Origin of the sequence: Streptococcus suis, assembly GCF_024509555.1 — a bacterium.
Taxonomy (GTDB): Bacteria; Bacillota; Bacilli; order Lactobacillales; family Streptococcaceae; genus Streptococcus; species Streptococcus suis_AD.
On record NZ_JAMWEL010000011.1, the window covers coordinates 24,510 to 43,032 of the forward strand.

20 protein-coding genes are annotated in these 18,523 nt (G+C 43.3%); 19 read left to right on the forward strand and 1 reads right to left on the reverse strand.

All coding sequences use genetic code 11. From position 1 onward, the window contains the following. The first annotated feature begins 6 nt into the window (after positions 1–6). From glmM to NF418_RS06125, 14 genes are all read left to right on the forward strand, one after another. Positions 7–1,359, forward strand: a complete 1,353-nt coding sequence (glmM, locus tag NF418_RS06060; RefSeq protein WP_256778848.1) for a phosphoglucosamine mutase — start codon at positions 7–9, stop codon at positions 1,357–1,359. 52 nt (positions 1,360–1,411) lie between these two features. After that, complete coding sequence (locus tag NF418_RS06065) at positions 1,412–2,956, forward strand: ABC-F family ATP-binding cassette domain-containing protein (RefSeq protein ID WP_009910410.1); 1,545 nt, start codon at positions 1,412–1,414, stop codon at positions 2,954–2,956. A gap of 130 nt (positions 2,957–3,086) precedes the next feature. Next, complete coding sequence (locus tag NF418_RS06070; RefSeq protein WP_256778849.1) at positions 3,087–3,863, forward strand: class I SAM-dependent methyltransferase; 777 nt, start codon at positions 3,087–3,089, stop codon at positions 3,861–3,863. 99 nt (positions 3,864–3,962) lie between these two features. Next, positions 3,963–5,144, forward strand: a complete 1,182-nt coding sequence (locus tag NF418_RS06075; RefSeq protein WP_172099677.1) for an SPFH domain-containing protein — start codon at positions 3,963–3,965, stop codon at positions 5,142–5,144. A 12-nt stretch (positions 5,145–5,156) separates the two neighbouring features. Then, positions 5,157–5,744 carry a hypothetical protein gene (locus NF418_RS06080; RefSeq protein WP_172099676.1) on the forward strand — a complete coding sequence of 196 codons (588 nt, stop codon included), beginning with the start codon at positions 5,157–5,159 and terminating at the stop codon, positions 5,742–5,744. Positions 5,745–5,903: 159 nt separating this feature from the next. Further along, on the forward strand, positions 5,904–6,332 hold the full coding sequence (locus NF418_RS06085) for a cupin domain-containing protein (RefSeq protein ID WP_024380613.1): 429 nt from the start codon (positions 5,904–5,906) through the stop codon (positions 6,330–6,332). 1 nt (position 6,333) lies between these two features. After that, positions 6,334–6,972, forward strand: a complete 639-nt coding sequence (locus NF418_RS06090) for an ABC transporter ATP-binding protein (RefSeq protein ID WP_105108429.1) — start codon at positions 6,334–6,336, stop codon at positions 6,970–6,972. After that, positions 6,969–7,730: an ABC transporter permease gene (locus tag NF418_RS06095; RefSeq protein ID WP_105106784.1), complete on the forward strand. Its 762-nt coding sequence runs from the start codon at positions 6,969–6,971 to the stop codon at positions 7,728–7,730. Before NF418_RS06090 ends, NF418_RS06095 begins: the two co-directional genes overlap by 4 nt. Positions 7,731–7,944: 214 nt before the next feature. Beyond that, entirely contained in the window at positions 7,945–9,150 is a 1,206-nt protein-coding gene (gene sstT / locus NF418_RS06100) for a serine/threonine transporter SstT (RefSeq protein ID WP_256778850.1), read from the forward strand. 100 nt (positions 9,151–9,250) lie between these two features. Continuing rightward, positions 9,251–10,651 (forward strand): dipeptidase PepV, encoded by a 1,401-nt coding sequence (gene pepV / locus NF418_RS06105; RefSeq protein ID WP_256778851.1) that lies wholly within the window; start codon positions 9,251–9,253, stop codon positions 10,649–10,651. Between the two features lie 40 nt (positions 10,652–10,691). Further along, complete coding sequence (locus NF418_RS06110) at positions 10,692–11,150, forward strand: GNAT family N-acetyltransferase (protein ID WP_256778852.1); 459 nt, start codon at positions 10,692–10,694, stop codon at positions 11,148–11,150. Beyond that, complete coding sequence (locus NF418_RS06115; protein WP_256778853.1) at positions 11,137–11,715, forward strand: uracil-DNA glycosylase family protein; 579 nt, start codon at positions 11,137–11,139, stop codon at positions 11,713–11,715. The genes NF418_RS06110 and NF418_RS06115 overlap by 14 nt, the downstream gene beginning before the upstream one ends. A 57-nt stretch (positions 11,716–11,772) precedes the next feature. Further along, entirely contained in the window at positions 11,773–12,549 is a 777-nt protein-coding gene (locus tag NF418_RS06120) for a TPM domain-containing protein (protein ID WP_256778854.1), read from the forward strand. A gap of 18 nt (positions 12,550–12,567) precedes the next feature. Next, on the forward strand, positions 12,568–13,149 hold the full coding sequence (locus NF418_RS06125) for a LemA family protein (RefSeq protein WP_256778855.1): 582 nt from the start codon (positions 12,568–12,570) through the stop codon (positions 13,147–13,149). Positions 13,150–13,181: 32 nt separating this feature from the next. Here NF418_RS06125 and NF418_RS06130 read toward each other — a convergent pair whose 3' ends face one another. Further along, positions 13,182–14,258: a hypothetical protein gene (locus NF418_RS06130; protein WP_256778856.1), complete on the reverse strand. Its 1,077-nt coding sequence runs from the start codon at positions 14,256–14,258 to the stop codon at positions 13,182–13,184. A 348-nt stretch (positions 14,259–14,606) separates the two neighbouring features. Between NF418_RS06130 and hemW the strand changes: the two genes are divergently transcribed. Genes hemW through NF418_RS06155 form a run of 5 tightly spaced genes read left to right on the forward strand, consistent with a single transcriptional unit; the run spans position 14,607 to position 18,508 of the window. Then, entirely contained in the window at positions 14,607–15,743 is a 1,137-nt protein-coding gene (gene hemW / locus NF418_RS06135; RefSeq protein WP_256778857.1) for a radical SAM family heme chaperone HemW, read from the forward strand. Between the two features lie 15 nt (positions 15,744–15,758). Beyond that, positions 15,759–16,499 (forward strand): acyl-ACP thioesterase domain-containing protein, encoded by a 741-nt coding sequence (locus NF418_RS06140; RefSeq protein ID WP_256778858.1) that lies wholly within the window; start codon positions 15,759–15,761, stop codon positions 16,497–16,499. After that, the gene (locus NF418_RS06145; protein ID WP_256778859.1) at positions 16,486–17,103 is read left to right on the forward strand and encodes an NUDIX hydrolase N-terminal domain-containing protein; all 618 of its coding nucleotides are present in this window, start codon (positions 16,486–16,488) and stop codon (positions 17,101–17,103) included. The genes NF418_RS06140 and NF418_RS06145 overlap by 14 nt, the downstream gene beginning before the upstream one ends. 9 nt (positions 17,104–17,112) lie before the next feature. After that, complete coding sequence (locus tag NF418_RS06150; RefSeq protein ID WP_256778860.1) at positions 17,113–17,886, forward strand: TIGR01457 family HAD-type hydrolase; 774 nt, start codon at positions 17,113–17,115, stop codon at positions 17,884–17,886. Then, on the forward strand, positions 17,876–18,508 hold the full coding sequence (locus tag NF418_RS06155; RefSeq protein ID WP_256778861.1) for a TIGR01906 family membrane protein: 633 nt from the start codon (positions 17,876–17,878) through the stop codon (positions 18,506–18,508). Before NF418_RS06150 ends, NF418_RS06155 begins: the two co-directional genes overlap by 11 nt. Positions 18,509–18,523: the final 15 nt, after the last annotated feature.

Sequence of the window (18,523 nt, forward strand, 5' to 3'; positions counted from 1 at the left end):
TTTAAAATGGGTAAATATTTTGGTACGGACGGTGTCCGTGGTGAAGCAAACTTAGAATTGACGCCAGAATTGGCATTTAAACTAGGTCGTTTTGGTGGTTATGTTCTCAGTCAACATGAGACGGATGTACCACGTGTCTTTGTGGCACGTGACACCCGTATCTCAGGTCAGATGTTGGAAGCCGCCTTGGTTGCTGGCCTTTTATCAGCTGGAATTCACGTCTATAAACTAGGTGTCCTTGCAACTCCCGGTGTAGCTCACTTGGTGAAAACAGAAAAAGCTAGCGCTGGTGTAATGATTTCAGCCAGTCATAACCCTGCTCAAGATAATGGGATTAAGTTTTTTGCAGGTGACGGCTTCAAGTTGGATGATGCCTTGGAGGCAGAGATTGAAGCTCTCTTGGATGCTGAAGAAGATATACTTCCTCGTCCATCTGCACAGGGCTTGGGTGATGTGGTCGATTATCCCGAAGGTTTACGTAAATACGAATCCTTCCTTGTATCGACTGGTACCCAATTGGAAGGCATGAAAGTTGCCTTGGATACTGCCAATGGCGCTGCCTCAACCTCTGCTCGTCAAATTTTTGCGGATTTGGGAGCTGATTTGACCGTTATGGCTGAACATCCAGACGGATTGAATATCAATGAAGGCGTTGGTTCAACCCACCCAGAAAAATTGCAGGAATTGGTGAAAGAAACAGGTAGTCAAATTGGACTTGCCTTTGACGGAGACAGTGACCGCCTGATTGCCGTTGATGAAAATGGTGACTTGGTTGACGGCGACCGTATCATGTACATCGTTGGTAAGTATTTGGCAGACAAGGGCTTACTTGCTAAAAATACCATTGTGACAACTGTTATGTCTAACCTTGGTTTCCATAAGGCCTTGGACCGTGAAGGTATTGAAAAAGCAGTGACCGCAGTTGGTGACCGTTATGTGGTTGAGGAGATGCGCAAAGGTGGCTATAATGTTGGAGGGGAGCAGTCAGGACATGTGATTCTGATGGATTATAACACCACAGGCGACGGCCAGTTGACCGCTGTGCAATTGACCAAAATCATGAAAGAAACTGGTAAGAAGTTGTCAGAATTGGCCGCAGAAGTGACCATTTACCCACAAAAATTGGTCAATATTCGTGTGGAAAATAGCATGAAGGACAAGGCAATGGAAGTGACTGCTATTGCAGCTATCATTGAAAAAATGGAAGCAGAAATGGCTGGCAACGGTCGTATCTTGGTTCGCCCAAGTGGTACTGAGCCACTCTTGCGTGTCATGGCAGAAGCACCAACGGATGCTGAAGTCGATTACTATGTGGACACCATTGCCGATGTGGTCCGTGCGGAAATCGGTTTAGATTAAGAAAAAGTAAACAGAGACTGGAAGGATTTCCAGCCTCTTTTGTGAGGAAATTATGAGTATTTTAGAAGTAAAGAATTTAAGTCATGGGTTTGGTGATCGTGCCATTTTTGAGAATGTCTCCTTCCGTCTTTTAAAAGGGGAGCATATTGGCCTTGTTGGTGCCAATGGTGAAGGGAAATCGACCTTCATGTCCATCGTGACAGGTCAATTGCAGCCAGATGAAGGTAAGGTTGAATGGTCACGTTATGTAACGGCAGGTTATTTAGATCAGCATGCTAAATTAGAAAAAGGTCAATCAGTCCGTGATGTCTTGCGGACAGCATTCGATGAACTCTTCAAGACAGAAGCTCGTATCAATGACATTTACATGTCTATGGCAGAAGAGGGTGCCGATATGGATGCCCTTATGGAAGAGGTTGGTGAGCTGCAGGATCGTCTGGAAAGCCGTGATTTCTATACACTTGATGCCAAGATTGACGAAGTAGCGCGTGCGCTTGGTGTTATGGATTATGGCATGGACAAGGACGTGACGGAGTTATCAGGGGGACAACGGACTAAGGTTCTTTTGGCAAAATTGCTCTTGGAAAAGCCTGACATCTTGCTTCTGGATGAGCCGACCAACTACTTGGATGCAGAGCATATCGACTGGCTCAAACGCTACTTACAGAACTATGAAAATGCCTTTGTCTTGATTTCGCACGATATTCCATTCTTGAATGATGTGATAAACATTGTCTACCATGTGGAAAATCAGCTTTTGACTCGTTACACAGGCGACTATTACCAATTCCAAGAAGTCCATGCTATGAAGCGGGCTCAGTTGGAGGCGGCCTACGAACGCCAGCAGAAGGAAATCGCAGACTTGCAGGACTTCGTTAACCGTAACAAGGCCCGCGTTGCGACTCGAAACATGGCCATGTCCCGTCAGAAGAAGTTGGATAAGATGGAGATTATTGAGCTTCAAGCAGAGAAACCAAAGCCGTCATTTGATTTCAAAATGGCTCGAACTCCAAGCCGCTTTATCTTCCAAACGACTGATTTGGAAATTGGTTATGACCGTGTATTGACACGTAAACCGCTCAATCTGACCTTTGAACGCAACCAGAAGATTGCCATTGTTGGTGCCAACGGTATCGGTAAATCTACTCTTCTTAAAAGTTTGCTGGGTATTATTCCACCGCTCGGTGGTTCTGTGGAGCGTGGGGAGTATCTGGAACTAGGCTATTTTGAGCAAGAAGTAGCTGGTGGCAATCGTCAGACTCCGCTTGAAGCCGTTTGGGATGCTTTTCCTGCTCTTAATCAGGCGGAAGTTCGGGCAGCCTTGGCTCGTTGCGGTCTGACTTCCAAACATATCGAAAGCCAGATTCAAGTTCTTTCAGGTGGTGAGCAGGCAAAAGTTCGCTTCTGTTTGCTTATGAACCGTGAAAACAATGTCTTGGTTCTTGACGAGCCGACCAACCACTTGGATGTGGATGCCAAGGATGAACTCAAACGTGCCCTTCAAGCTTATAAGGGCTCAATTCTCATGGTTTGCCACGAGCCTGATTTCTATGAAGGCTGGGTGGACGATGTATGGGACTTTAATGAATTGACATAAGAAGCAAGCTATCGAAAGGTAGCTTTTTCTTTGTGCTTATACTATAATAGAATTAGCATGGTAAAGGAGGTAAAAAATGAAAAGAACAGAACGAGGTCATATTGGCTAGGCCTCAAGCGAGGAAAGAAAAATGACAGATTATGTAAACTACAATCAAGAACGTTGGAATCGGGTTTCAGCTAGACAGGGAAATGCCTATACAGTTCCGCTCAGTCATGAGGAATTTCTTGTTGCCAAAGACAAGCCCTTATCCGTTTCTTTGACGGTTGGAAAGACCGTTCCACTTGACTGGTTTGAAAAAGCCCAAGGTAAGAAATTGCTGGGTTTGGCCTGTGGTGGTGGTCAACAGGGACCAATTTTTGCGGCTCATGGCTATGAGACAACTATTTTGGACTTCTCCAAGGAACAGTTGGACAAGGATATGCTGGTTGCTGAGCGAGAAAATCTGAATTTGCAGACGGTGCAGGCAGATATGACACAGCCTTTTCCTTTTGAAGACGAGACTTTTGACATCATTTTTTGCCCGGTTTCAAATGTTTATATCGAGGATTTGACCAATATGTGGCAGGAGTCTTATCGGGTTTTGAAAAAGGGAGGGTTGCTCATGGTTGGCTACATGAACCCTTGGATTTATGTCTTTGATGCTGATGATGTTTGGGAGCATCCAGACAAAACCTTGGTTCCAAAGTACAGCCTACCTTTTAACGCACGACAATTAGAAGAAGCAGGACAAATCACGATTGATCCAGAATATGGCTATGAATTTAGCCATACCTTAGAAGAACAGATTGCAGGGCAATTACGAGCTGGTTTTGCCATGATTGATTTTTACGAATCCAGAGACAGTCGCAATCGCCTGTCCAAATTTGGTCCAGATTATCTGGCTAATTTGTCTGTAAAATTGTAGAAAACAGCTGCCGAAAGGTGGCTTTTTTTGAAAAAAGCTGTTAAAACATTAAATAAATGATATAATAATTTTGAAAAATAGAAGAAAGGTAGAGATATAATGGGTATTCTAAAAGATGTCAAAGATGTACTGGGAAGAGGGCTGAATAGTGCGATTGATGGAACTATTCACGATCAGTGGAAAGAGATTATTACAGCTGGACCTTTCGATGAACATACGGTTGTAACCCCAGGTGTGTATCAGGCTATGAATAATTGGCGAGGAGAAAATTATAAAGGCAACATAGGTGTCATTACATCTGGCTCTAAAATTTCTATCCCTGAAAATACAGCAGCCTTTATTTTTGATCATGCAGGTATTGAAGAAATCATAACAACCCCAGGAGAGTTTATCTATCAAAATGGAGAATCCTCTATTTTTAGTGGAAGCAAGGATAAAAATGCTGACATCTGGAAGCAAGTGGGCGAAAAGGCAAGCGATTTAATTGGACAGGTTGGTGATCGATTGGCCTTTGGTGGCCAAGCCTCTGCGGATAAGCGTATTGCTTTTGTGAATCTTCGTGAAATTCGTAATATTAAATTTGGAACTAGAGGTGGTATTGTTTACAATGATGCTTATTATGGTACAGATTTAGAGATTTTTGCACGGGGAAATATTTCCTTACAGGTGATTCAGCCTGAAACCTTTATACGTAATTTTCTTCCTCCGAACGTTTCGTATTATTCTTTTTCAGATAAAAAGGTTAAAGAACAAATTTTATCTGAATTCCTTCACTCTTTTGTGGTTGCGGTAACTTCTCTATCTGACCAATTTCGCATTTCCCAGCTACCCACAAAATCAATGGCAATTGCTGAAGCAATTGAAAAAGATGATTACAATGCTGGTACTTGGCTAGAACGATTTGGGCTAAAGATTGTTAAAGTAGCCATTGAAAATATAGAATTTTCACCAGATTCGAAGAAATTGGTACATGATTTTTCTGCCAACAAGATGCATCTTAGAGCCTATGATGATGCCAATCAGCGTAGTGCAGATATTGCAGCTCAACAGAAAATTGCTGACGGCGTGAATCAGCATGGTCTAGGAGATGCGGGAGGTTTACTAGTGGGAATGAATCTAGCACAGCAACTAGGTCAATCTTCCTCCAGTGCTAGTCATCAATCCCAGCTCAATCTTGATGAGCAAATAGAGGCGGTTACAAAATTAAAACAATTGTTTGATATGGGAATTTTATCAGAAGACGAATTTGCAAAAAAGAAAAAAGAAATTTTAGGTTTATAAAGGAGAAAGTCGATGTTTTATCTTGCTAAATTAAAAAGTACACGTAGAAATTACTTGATCGGTACAATTCTAACAGGTTTGACTGTTATTGGAAGTTTGATGAACATTTTTTCACCGCCGGAAACATCAACTTCTGGTCCGATTACTTACCTTATTACAGCAATAATTTTCATCGGATTGACACTCTTTTTATTCAAAAAGTACAAGACTGCTCAGCTATTGTTAACCAAGGCAGAGTCTTATCAAATTATTTTTATGGAAGCAGAGGAGATTGATTTTATAGAATTGGAGCGTTTAACTGGGGAGTCACATACCCGGGTACTTACGATATTAGAAGAGTTACTGAAACGGCAAGCTCTTACAGGGATTGGAATTGATTACCAAGACCGAAAGGTCATCAATAATGTAAAGAAAGAGTCTAGGAACAAAGCGCGTCAGAATAAAGCGGCCACTTCAAAAAGGAACTATAAGAAAGTCAGTAAAGAAGAAAAGGTAGAGGCTACAAGCCAAACAACCTCCAAATGCTCTCAATGTGGTGCAACCAATACAATTGTACTGGGGCAAGAAAATTACTGTGAATACTGCTCTTCGATAATATAGAAAACAGCTGCCGAAAGGTGGCTTTTTCTTATCAGGTCTCTAAGTTTTGTCTGAAAATTATAATGTTTATAAAAAAGCTTGACAAGTTTTTAAAAAGGAGTATAATTAGAATTGTTCTAAAGAAAGTTTAGAATGATTATAATTTAGAGGTAAACAATTATGACTACAAAAGATTATGGAAAAGCTCCATTTGTAACCAATATTGAAACAGCAACGCTTGAAAATACCAACTACCGCACGGCCCTTTGGACTGGGGAACTCTTGCAAGTTACCCTCATGTCTATCCCGGTCGGTGGTGACATCGGTGCAGAAGTCCATAATGAAAACGATCAATTCCTCCGCATTGAGCAAGGTCACGGCCGTGTTATCATGGGTGAATCAGCTGATAAGATTACGCTTGATACGGAAGTTGGACCAGAAGATGCTATTTTAATTCCAAACGGAACCTACCATAATGTCATCAACATCGGTCAAGAAGACCTAAAAATCTACTCTATTTATGGACCAGCCCACCACGCTCATGGGACAGTTCATGAAACCCAAGCCATCGCTATCGCTGCTGAAGAAGCAGAAGAGCATGGACATTAAGATGAACATTTTTCAACTTCAATCGGTCGGCTTATCGGACAAAGATAAGTCGATTTTAACTGACATTAGCTTTACCGTTGCAGCAGGCGAGCGATTGACCTTGGTTGGACCTTCAGGTAGCGGCAAAAGCTCTATCTTAAAACTCTTGGCAGGCCTGACTTCTGCGACCAGTGGGACTATTTTCTTTCAGGGGCGGGACATAGCAGAGCTGGATATGCCGAATTACAGGAGAGAGGTTTCCTATTGTTTTCAACAGCCAGTTCTCTTTGGCCAGACCGTCCAAGATAATCTCCAGTTTCCATTTACCATTCGTCAGCTGGCATTTGACCAGACCAAAGCCCTCAAGGCCCTAGAATCTGTTCATCTAGCACCAGAATTTTTAAGCAAGAAAATCATAGAACTATCTGGTGGAGAAAAGCAGCGAGTTGCCCTCATCCGCAATCTACTCTTCGAGCCCAAAGTCTTACTCTTGGACGAAATCTCTGCAGGCTTGGACGCCGAAACCAAGGCCATTGTCAATAAGCTCTTGGCAGACTACCAAGCCGCAGGAAATACCCTGATTGAAGTCACTCATGACCAGTCAGAGATTGATGCAGCCCAAAAAATTCTGAGAATAGAAGGAGGTCGGGTCCAAGTATGAACGTTTCAGTAGATAACCTGTCCCTAGCCCTTGTGTTCGGGCTGGTCTTGGTGGCAATTAGCATCAGCCAAAAGGAAAAACTGGGCTTGACCAAGGATATTTTCATGGCCGTTGTCAGAACTGTCCTTCAGCTGATTTTTGTCGGCTACATTCTCAAGTTTATCTTCCAAGCCTCCAATGTCTTTCTCAGCTTGGCAATGGTTTTGATTATTCTCTACAATGCCAGTGTCCAAGCCAACAAACGCAATCCCAATAGCAAGAAATCCCTGCTTCATCCCTTTCTAGCCCTGCTTGCTTCGACTGGTTTGACTCTGACAATCCTGATTTTATCAGGGGCAATTCAGTTTATTCCTTCGCAGGTCATTCCCATTTCAGGGATGTTGGCTAGTAATGCTATGACGGCCATCGGCCTGTCCTATCGGGCTATGTACAAGTCTTTCACAGACAACCGCCAACAAGTCTTGGAAAAATTAAGTCTGGGAGCAACTGTCAAATTGGCTTCACAGGATATTTTGCGAGAGGCTATCAAAACAGGTATGCAGCCCACCATTGACTCAGCCAAGACAGTCGGTCTGGTCAGCCTACCTGGAATGATGTCTGGTCTGATTTTTGCAGGAGTAGATCCGGTCCATGCCATTCGTTATCAGATTATGGTCATGTTCATGTTGCTGTCTGCGACCAGTCTGGCTTCTGTGATTGCCTCCTACGCTGCCTACAAAACTTATTTTACCGACAAGGCCCAGTTGGAGTTTGAATAAGAATACCTTGTAAACTGCATGTGGAGTGACCACATGTAGTTTTTATATCTTAGAACGGTACTCACAAGTGAAGTGCTTTAATATATGAAGTAGTTTTTTGAGGGAATAATGACTGTATGTTGAAAAAACTCTCAGCCCATACTCGTTTTTTATTCTATTGACCAACGTTCGTTTTTCTGCTAATATGGAAAAATGTTTGTTTGGAGGGAATTGTTTGAAAAATATAATTTCTATTTGGAAAAAGATGAGTTTAATTCGGAAAATCAGTATTGGGGTCTTTTTAGGATTAGTCTTGGGATTGAGTGTGCCTCAGTTTACGATGATTTCTCTCTTAGGAAGTCTCTTTGTTGGAGCTTTAAAAGCTATTGCCCCACTTTTGGTATTGACACTGGTTGCCCACGCCCTGTCTCAGGCACCAGAAGGTCAGAAAAATAATATTCGGACTATTCTCTTCCTATACTTAATTGGTACTTTTGCAGCAGCAAGCGTTGCGGTTATTGCCAGTTATCTGTTTCCATTAACATTGGTTCTTACCGAGGCAGCTGCGACAGAAATTTCGCCACCACAGGGGATTTCAGAAGTATTTCAAGACTTATTATTGAACATTGTTGACAATCCAATCAGTGCGCTAGCAAACGCTAACTATATTGGAGTATTATCTTGGGCAGCTATTTTTGGTCTTGCCTTTCGGAACGCTAGTCAACACACCAAGGATTTATTGCAATCAACAGCAGAAGTGACTTCTAAAGTCGTCAGTTGGATTATTGGACTAGCACCTTTCGGTATCTTGGGCTTAGTTTTTGATACAATTGCAAATAATGGATTGGCAGCACTAAAAAACTACGGTCTGCTGCTATTGGTGCTGGTAGGTTGTATGATTTTTGTAGCACTTGTTGTTAATCCCTTGATTGCCTTTCTTGTTATGAAGAAAAATCCGTACCCTCTCATATTAGAATGTCTTCGCGTTAGCGGTGTAACAGCATTTTTCACAAGAAGTTCGGCTGCCAATATTCCAGTCAATATGCAGCTGGCTAAACGATTAGGAGTTGACTCAGATACTTATTCCGTATCCATTCCCTTGGGTGCGACAGTGAACATGGCAGGAGCCGCCATTACCATCAATATTTTGACAATGGCTGCGGTAAATACACTTGGTATCACAGTTGATTTCAGTTCGGCCCTTCTTTTATCTGTTGTCGCATCTCTATCAGCTGCAGGTGCATCAGGTGTAGCAGGAGGCTCGCTTCTCCTCATTCCAGTAGCATGTAGCCTATTTGGTATTCCAAATGAAATCGCCATGCAGGTTGTTGGAGTAGGATTTGTAGTCGGAGTGATTCAAGATTCTTGTGAAACAGCCCTCAACTCATCAACCGATGTCTTGTTTACAGTTGTAGCAGAACGATCTGCTTGGAAAAAATAAAAAGAAGTTGGGAGACCAACTTTTTTTCTTCGCTTTACTTCTGAAATCTCTTTCATTTTATGATAAAATAGACTTACTTTGATACTGAAAAGGAGAACATATGACAGTAGATTTTAGAGCAGAGTTTGACAAACGCAAAGATGAGTTTCTAGCGGACCTCTTTGACCTTCTCCGCATCAATTCTGAGCGTGACGACAGCCAGGCAGATGCCCAGCACCCATTTGGGCCAGGACCAGTACGTGCCTTGGACAAGTTTCTAGAAATTGCTCAGCGTGATGGCTATCCGACTAAAAATGTTGATAACTACGCAGGTCACTTTGAATTTGGCGAGGGTGACGAAGTCCTTGGTATTTTCGGTCACTTGGACGTGGTGCCAGCAGGTAGCGGTTGGAACACCGACCCATACGAGCCGCAAATCATCGACGGTAAGCTCTTTGCCCGCGGATCCTCTGACGACAAAGGACCGACCATGGCTTGCTACTACGGCTTGAAAATCATCAAGGAGTTGGGCCTTCCGACCTCTAAAAAAGTCCGCTTCATCGTCGGTACTGATGAGGAGTCAGGCTGGGCGGACATGGATTACTACTTTGAGCACGTCGGCCTACCATTGCCAGACTTCGGTTTCTCGCCTGATGCTGAGTTCCCGATTATCAACGGAGAAAAGGGCAATATCACAGCTTATCTTCATTTTGCGGGGGAAAATAGCGGAGCTGCTAAACTGCATTCCTTCACAGGCGGTTTGCGTGAGAATATGGTGCCTGAGTCTGCGACAGCTATCATTTCTGGCGACCTAGTAGACCTGGACAGCAAGTTGGCAGATTTCACAGCAGCCTATGGTCTAAAAGCTGACGCGAAAACCCTTGAAAACGGTCAAGTTCAAGTCACCGTCATCGGAAAATCAGCCCACGGTTCAACCCCAGAAGAAGGTGTCAACGGAGCAACCTATTTGGCAAAATTCCTCAGCCAATTCGCCTTTGAGGGAGCTGCCAAAACCTATCTTGACTTGACAGGACAAGTCCTTCTGGAAGACCACGATGCCCAAAAACTCGGCGTAGCCATCTACGATGAGCAGATGGGTGCCCTTTCTATGAACGCAGGTGTCTTTAAGTTTGAAGAAACTTCATCTAACAACACCATTGCCCTCAACTTCCGTTATCCAAAAAATACCAACCCAGAAACCATTAAGGCTGGTTTGGAAAAACTTGGCGTGGAAGCTGTCAGCTTATCTGAACATGGTCATACCCCACATTATTGCCCAATCGATGACCCAATGGTCGCAACCCTTCTGTCTGTTTATGAAAAACATACAGGTTTGAAAGGCCACGAACAAGTAATCGGTGGTGGTACATTCGGCCGCTTGCTCAAACGTGGTGTAGCTTACGGAGCGATGTTCCCAGGCGATGTCAATACCATGCACCAAGCCAACGAATTTATCGAAGTTGAGCAACTCTACCGTGCCGCTGCTATTTACGCAGAAGCTATCTACGAACTCATTAAGTAATACATGAAGACGGGTACGCCCGTCTTTTTTAGGAGGAATTATGGAACTGAAAGAACTTTGTTTTTCAGACATGGAGATGGTTAAAGAATTATTTTTATCTGTTTTCAGCCAAGAACCTTGGAATGATGATTGGTCAGATGAGGAACAATTAGATTGCTACATAGGCGATTTACTGGGACACTCAAGAGCACTCTGTTTTGGCTTGTTTGACCAGGAAAAATTGATAGGTCTGTCACTTGGTTACATTCGCTATTGGTATGAGGGAACAGAGTATCGAATTGAAGAGTTCTGCATTTCCCGTGATTACCAAGGACAAGGACACGGTGTTAGATTATTAGCTGATATTGAGAAGCAGTTAGCTGATAGAAAAATTGTTCATATTCTTCTGCAAACCGAACGCAACCTTCCGGCCTATTCTTTCTACAAAAAATGCGGTTTCCGAGCCTTAGAAGAAGATGTGACCATGGTCAAGAAAGTAGGACATCATGGAACTTGCTGAGATTCGTCAAGCCATCATTGAGGATGTTGCGAACCGAGACTTTACGAACAAGGGAATAGCTCCCCTTTTCCAAGCCCCTTCAACCGCAAAAATTCTTATTATTGGACAGGCACCTGGCTTGAAAACCCAGGAAAAAGGGCGTTTATTTGACGACGCCAGTGGTGATAACCTCCGTCAATGGTTGGGCGTGGATCGACAGACTTTTTATAAATCGGGTCATTTTGCTATTCTTCCTATGGATTTCTATTATCCAGGAAAGGGGAGGTCTGGGGATTTGCCGCCTCGCAAGGATTTTGCGCCCAAATGGCACCCACTTATTCTGGACCAACTGCCAGAGCTTGAGCTGACCATATTGGTAGGCAATTATGCTCAAGAATATTATTTAGAAAAATCCCAAAGGAACCTGACGGAGAGAGTGAAGCATGCAGATGATTACCTTCCCACCTATTTTCCTTTGCCCCATCCGTCACCTAGAAACAATATCTGGCAGGCAAAGAATCCCTGGTTTCAAGCGGAAATCATTCCAAACTTACAAAATATACTTATGCAAATACTTGAAAAATAAGGTAAAAATGATACAATAATATAAAGAAACTGTTTCTACCTTCAGAGGAGGTGCCGTATGAAAAAGTATCTGTTCTATTTATTAGGTTTCTTGCTTTTATTGTTCAGTCTAGGTCAGGCTAGTCTGGTAGGAGCTGAGGGAATTCCGGCCCGTCCAATTGATACGACGGTGGTTGATGAAACCCAGCTTCTTTCCAGTGAAACAATTGCCAACATTGACCAGCTCAATCAGACCTGGGCAGCTAGCGAGCAACAACTGCAGGTTGGGGTCTATGTGACCGAAAGTCTTTCTACTGATATTGAAAGTCTAGCCAACGCAACCTTCCGTGACTGGCAGGTTGGCTTTGCAGGAACGGACAACGGTATTCTCTTGGTGATTACCATAGCCGACAGGGAATTTCGGATAGAAACCTCTGACAATGCTGCAACGGTGTTGACAGATGTGGAAGCCAAGGATATTCTGGAAAATGCTAGGGAGTTTTTCCGTCAGGAAGATTATGATGGAGGGGTAACCTATATTGTCCAATCCATCGGAGATCGCTTCTACGGGACTAGTCTAGGTCAGGAACAGCTGGCTGCCATGGAAGAAAGGACCAGTGCGGAAAGTGATAGTTTTGTATTGTTTTTAATTCTAATACTAATCTTTATAATTTTTGGAATTATTGATAAGGCTAGCCGTGGTCGAGGCGGTGGTCCAGGTAATCTGCTCTGGATGTTGGTAGATGACTACCATCATTACCACAACAATCATTCTTCCCATTCTTCATCATCCTATAGTGGAGGTGGATGGTCTGGAGGCGGTGGAGGAGGCGGTGGAGCCTCATCTGGTTGGTAAGAAAAGAAAGGAAAGTATATGAAAAAGAAATGGTTAGCCATACTAATTCCAGTTTTCGCTCTGCTATTTTTAGGAATGGGAGTAGTCGGTCAATACAATGGGCTGGTCGATAGCCATGCAGAAGTGGAAAATGCCCAGGCCAATGTGGACACCCAGCTCCAACGGCGCTATGATCTGATACCGAATGTCGTGGCAGCAGTCAAGGGAGCCATGGAGCATGAGGAAGAGATTTTTACTGCCATAGCGGATGCGCGTGCGAAAATTGGCTCCAGCCAAGTGGGAACCAGCGACTACAATCAGGCACAAAGTCAGCTGGATTCGGCAGTGTCTCGCTTGCTGATGGTGACAGAAAATTATCCGCAATTAACAGCCAATCAACAGGTATCTGACCTCATTACCGAGCTAGAGGGGACTGAAAATCGGATTTTGGTTGCCCGCAAGGATTATAATGCGGTGGCAACGGCCTACAATAAAAAAATCAAACGATTTCCGACATCTATCTATGCCAACCTGTTTGGCTATGAAAAAGTCGACCTGTTCCAAGCTAGTACAGATGCGGCGACAACCGTGCCAAGTGTGGATTTACAAGATGAAGAATAAAGAACTCGGCTAACTGAGCCGAGTTCTTTATTTTATGGATTGATCCAAACTCCAGAAACGTAGTCTTCTGACAGAGTGGTCTGGCTGATAATTTTTTGACTCTTCATATCATAGATAAGGAGTTGATTTGCCAAAATAATCATTAAGCGCTTATCATCGATTTGACGGATATGGTCAATGTAGTGAGGACGGGGATTTAAGTCCTTCAAAGTATGGTAGGAATGCTCGCCAGTTTGGGTATTGTAAATAGTAAAGGAAAGTGGGCTAAACATACCATTTTGATGTTCGATGAGGAGAAGCTTCTGGTCTTTGAGAGCATGGAGTGTGCTTGGTGAGGGGTGTTCTAAAGTTATTGACGAAAATGTTCTTGTTTTTGTATCAAAGGTTAGGAGTTCGGATGACTGTTCAATGTTCTCATACTCACTTGTTTTTTTTCCTAAATTTGGGAGATAGATGGTTCCATTGAGCAAAAGCCCTTCTCCAGTTGCTATGGTATTGTCATACTTGAATACCTCTTGTTTTGAAAAATCTTTCTTATCAAATACAATCAAGACATTTTCTTCGGGTCCTTCTTGGGTAAAATCTTTCACAAAGCCAGTTAAATAGACTGACGTTTGGTCTGTCATGACTGGAGCATTTGGAATGAAGTCATCGTTTAATACGTGGGTTTGAACTGTTTCAAATTGCTTATCAAATTGCGCCAAAGTATGAAAGGGCCCTGCTGTATAAAAGTCTTGTCCATCTGTTCCACTGATATAGCTACTATACTGACTCGGCTTTCGCAAGACAGTGCCAGTATTGAAATCGATGGATATCAGATTGTCGTTAATGAATTTTTGCTGATCGTTGGCAAAGACTAGATACCGATTGTCTATGACATAATTTTCACCAGAGCCAAAATAGCCTTCTGAATTCATTTTTTGGGTATGTAGCAGCTCTGGTTCTTGACCATTTAGCTGAAAGGTTTCGACCTTACCGGGATAAACCAAGTAAAAATCAGCATTCTCAGTTAAGCTTATTTTGTTGTGCTGGTAGGCGTAGAGTTTCCAACTGATAAAGGGAAAAACAAGGCAGGATAGAAGTGCAATACAGATGATGATTTTTTTCATGGGAAGACCTCCTTTAACTATTTAGTATAGCATATTTGGTAAATCTATACAATAAATAATATATCAATGGATTAAATTTTGGTGATTTCTATATACCGAAGCTGAAGATTGAATGGACGGCTTGACTACAAAATGGTTCTGCTCTATATTGGCGGCCTAGGTCTATATTTTCTTGATTGTCATTATATGAGTTTGGCTACATGGATATATTATTGAACAGTATAGATTTTTGAATAAATCTACATCTACTATACGTTCTGCCATCTGTAACCGTGATTACTTCTTTTTATTCTGATAATAGAAAATAGATAATCGGTCATCAACCAATTATATGCTATAATAGTTGGTATGAAAAAACGACCGACATCCGCCTATATCCACATTCCATTTTGCACCCAGATTTGTTACTACTGTGACTTTTCCAAGGTCTTTATCAAGAATCAGCCAGTTGACGAGTATTTGGAAGCCCTCATGGAAGAGGTCAAGTTTTACGACCTGCCAACCCTCCGCACACTTTATATCGGAGGCGGAACACCATCGGCTCTTTCGGCAGACCAGCTAGATTATCTCCTGACCAATCTAGAGGACTTGCTGGACTTGTCACAGCTGGAAGAATTCACTATTGAGGCCAATCCAGGTGACTTGACGGCGGATAAGATTGCGGTTCTGAAAAAATCAAAGTGCAATCGAGTGTCGCTTGGCGTTCAGACCTTTGACGACCGTATGTTGAAAAAAATCGGTCGCAGTCACAACCAAGCCCAGATTTATGAAACCATTGCAGCTCTCAAGGAAGCAGGTTTTCACAACATTTCCATTGACCTGATTTATGCCCTACCTGGTCAGACTATGGAGCAGGTGGTCGATAATGTCGCCAAGGCCTTGGAGCTGGACATTCCCCACATGAGCCTATATAGCTTGATTTTGGAGAACCACACGGTCTTCATGAACCGCCAGCGTCGTGGCAACCTCCATCTACCCAACGAAGATGTGGAGTCCGATATGTTCGACTACATCCTGCAAGAGTTGGAGAAAAACGGCTTTGAGCACTACGAGATTTCCAACTTCACCAAGCCTGGCTTTGAAAGTCGCCATAATCTCATGTACTGGGACAACTCGGAATACTATGGTCTAGGAGCTGGAGCTTCAGGCTACATCGACGGCATGCGTTATCGCAACCGCGGCCCCATCCAGCACTACCTCAAGTCCATCCGCGAAAAAGGCCATTCTCGCTTACACGAAGAATTCCTCAGCAAGACCGAGCAAATGGAAGAAGAGATGTTTTTAGGGCTACGGAAGAAAACTGGCGTGTCCATCGAGCGATTTGAGGAGAAGTTTGGTATTTCTTTTGAAGACCGCTATGGTCAGGTGGTCAGAGACTTGAAAAATGAAGGTCTCTTGCAAGAAGAAGACCGTTGGCTTCGGATGACTAAAAAGGGATTGTTTCTGGGCGATACAGTTGCTGAACGATTTATTATTACAGATTAGAAAAGAGCAAAAAAGATGGGCTTAACCTACCAAGAAAACTTCACCATTCCTTTTGATATGGTGGATGTCAAACAAGAAATCAAACTGCCTGACTTTATTTCCTACTGTCTTGGTGTGTCAGGTCGGCAGTCGGAAGAACTGGGTCGCAGTGACCTCTATGTTTTTCAGGAATTTGGCTTGATTTGGGTCGTGACAGACTATGAGCTGACTATTCAACGCCTGCCCAAGTACAATGAAACCATTACCATTAAGACAGAAGCGGTTGTCTATAACAAGTTTTTCTGCCATCGGATGTTCTACATCTACGATGCAGCAGGCAATCTTTTGTTGGATATTCTCTGCTATTTTGTCCTGATTGATTTTGAAACTCGCAAGGTGGCGCCTGTGCCAGAAGATTTGATTGCTCCATATCAGTCTGAGCAGGTCAAGAAATTGCCTCGGGCTCCCAAGTATCAGCTCTTGGAAAATCCGTCTGTTCAAGAATTTCCTGTTCGCTATTTTGATTTGGATATGAATGGGCATGTCAATAATGGCAAGTACCTGGAATGGATGTATGAAGCACTGGGCTATGATTTTCTGCTCTGCCATGTCCCTAAAAAAATCCAACTCAAGTATCTTAAGGAGGTAGAGGCAACTAGCTTAGTGAGTTCGCGTATGTTGGCAGAAGCTGGTATCAGTCAGCATGAGATTGTGGTTGACGGGCATATCCATGCTCAAGCTGTCATAGAATGGAGGGAAAGTCATGTCGCAGGATAAGTGGTTGGAATGGGCCGTACGTTTACAAGCCTTGGCTCAGACAGGTTTAGCCTATGGAAAAGATGTTTATGACATAGAACGTTTCGAAGAAATCAGACAGATTGCGGCGGAAATGTTGGTAGAGCCGTCTGGACAGCCCTTGGAAGTGGTGAATGACCTGTTTTGCAATGAGTCAGGCTATCAGACACCCAAGCTGGATACCCGCGCAGCTATTTTCCAAGAGGATAAAATCCTACTGGTCCAGGAAAACGATGGGCTCTGGTCCTTACCAGGTGGTTGGTGCGATGTGGATCAATCTGTCAAGAACAATGTAGTCAAGGAAGTAAAGGAAGAAGCGGGGCTGGATGTGGAGGCTCAACGTGTAGTGGCTATTTTGGACAAGCACAAGAACAATCCTGCCAAGTCAGCTCACCGCGTGACCAAGGTCTTCATTTTATGTCGTCTCCTTGGCGGGGAGTTTCAGCCCAATTCGGAAACAGTCGCCAGTGGCTTTTTCAGTCTAGATGACTTGCCTCCGCTCTCGCTTGGGAAAAATACTCCTGAGCAGTTAGCACTTTGCTTGGAAGCCAGTCGATCTGAGCATTGGGAAACACGATTTGATTAAGGAGAAAGTATGACCTATCAAGGCTATTTGATTGATTTAGATGGAACGATCTATGAAGGGAAAAAGCGGATTCCTGCTGGTGAACGGTTTATTCATGGCTTGCAAGAACGTCAGATTCCCTATTTATTCGTGACCAACAATACCACCCGCCGTCCTGAGATGGTGCAGGCTATGTTGGCGGAGAATTTTAATATCGAAACACCGCTTGAAACCATCTATACGGCCAGTCTGGCTACTGTGGACTACATGAATGACTTAGGTCGGGAAAAGACAGTCTATGTTATTGGAGAAGACGGGCTCAAGTCTGCCATTTTTGAGGCTGGTTATGTGGAAGATACGGAAAATCCAGCCTATGTTGTTGTCGGTTTGGATACTCAGTTGACCTATGAAAAACTGACTATTGCTACCCTGGCTATTCAAAAGGGAGCGACTTTTATTGGTACCAATCCTGACCTCAATATTCCGACGGAGCGTGGTCACTTGCCAGGTGCAGGTTCACTGATTGCACTCTTGAAAGCTACTACCCGAGTAGAGCCGACCTTTATCGGTAAGCCTGAAGCCATTATCATGGACAAGGCTCTGGAGATTTTAGGGACGGAGCGTAGCCAAACGGTTATGGTCGGGGATAACTACCTGACGGATATTCGGGCAGGGATTGACAATGGTTTTCCAACTCTTTTAGTCTTGACTGGCTTCACTAAGCCAGAAGAAGTAGCAGACTTACCCCTTGCTCCGACCTATGTCCTCAACAGCCTGGATGAATGGAGTTTTGATGAGAACTAAGTTACAGATTATCGGAACGATTTTATTTGTCTTGTCGGCAGCAGTTCTAGGAACCATCTACCTAGCTTGGATAGTTTATCCGATAGAAATTTCCTACCTAGGCTTGGAAAATCTTGTCTACATGAAAGCGTCGGATATTTCCTACAATTTCAATATCCTGATGAACTATCTGACCAATCCATTTGCAAGTGTTTTAGATATGCCAAATTTTTCCTCTTCAGCTGATGGTCTGAAACATTTTGCGGATGTGAAAGGCCTCTTTCATCTGGCACAGGTTATTTTCCTGATTAGTTTGTCTGCGGTTTTCTATTTTTGGAAAGAAGTGGTGCGAAAAGGATATGGAAAACTCTATCGAACTGTTTTTATGTGGATGGCTCTTGCTCCTATGATGATTGCAGTGATGGGCATGCTGATTGGTTTTGATAGTTTCTTTGTCCTCTTCCATCATCTGCTTTTTCCAGGTGATTCGACCTGGCTCTTTGACCCGCTGAAAGATCCGGTCATTTATATACTTCCACAGGAATTTTTCCTCCATTGCTTTATCTTGTTTTTCGTTCTCTACGAGCTCTTTTCTTTGGCAATGCTGGCGTGGACAGTGAAATCTACCAGGAAAACTAACTAGGATAATTTTTCAGAT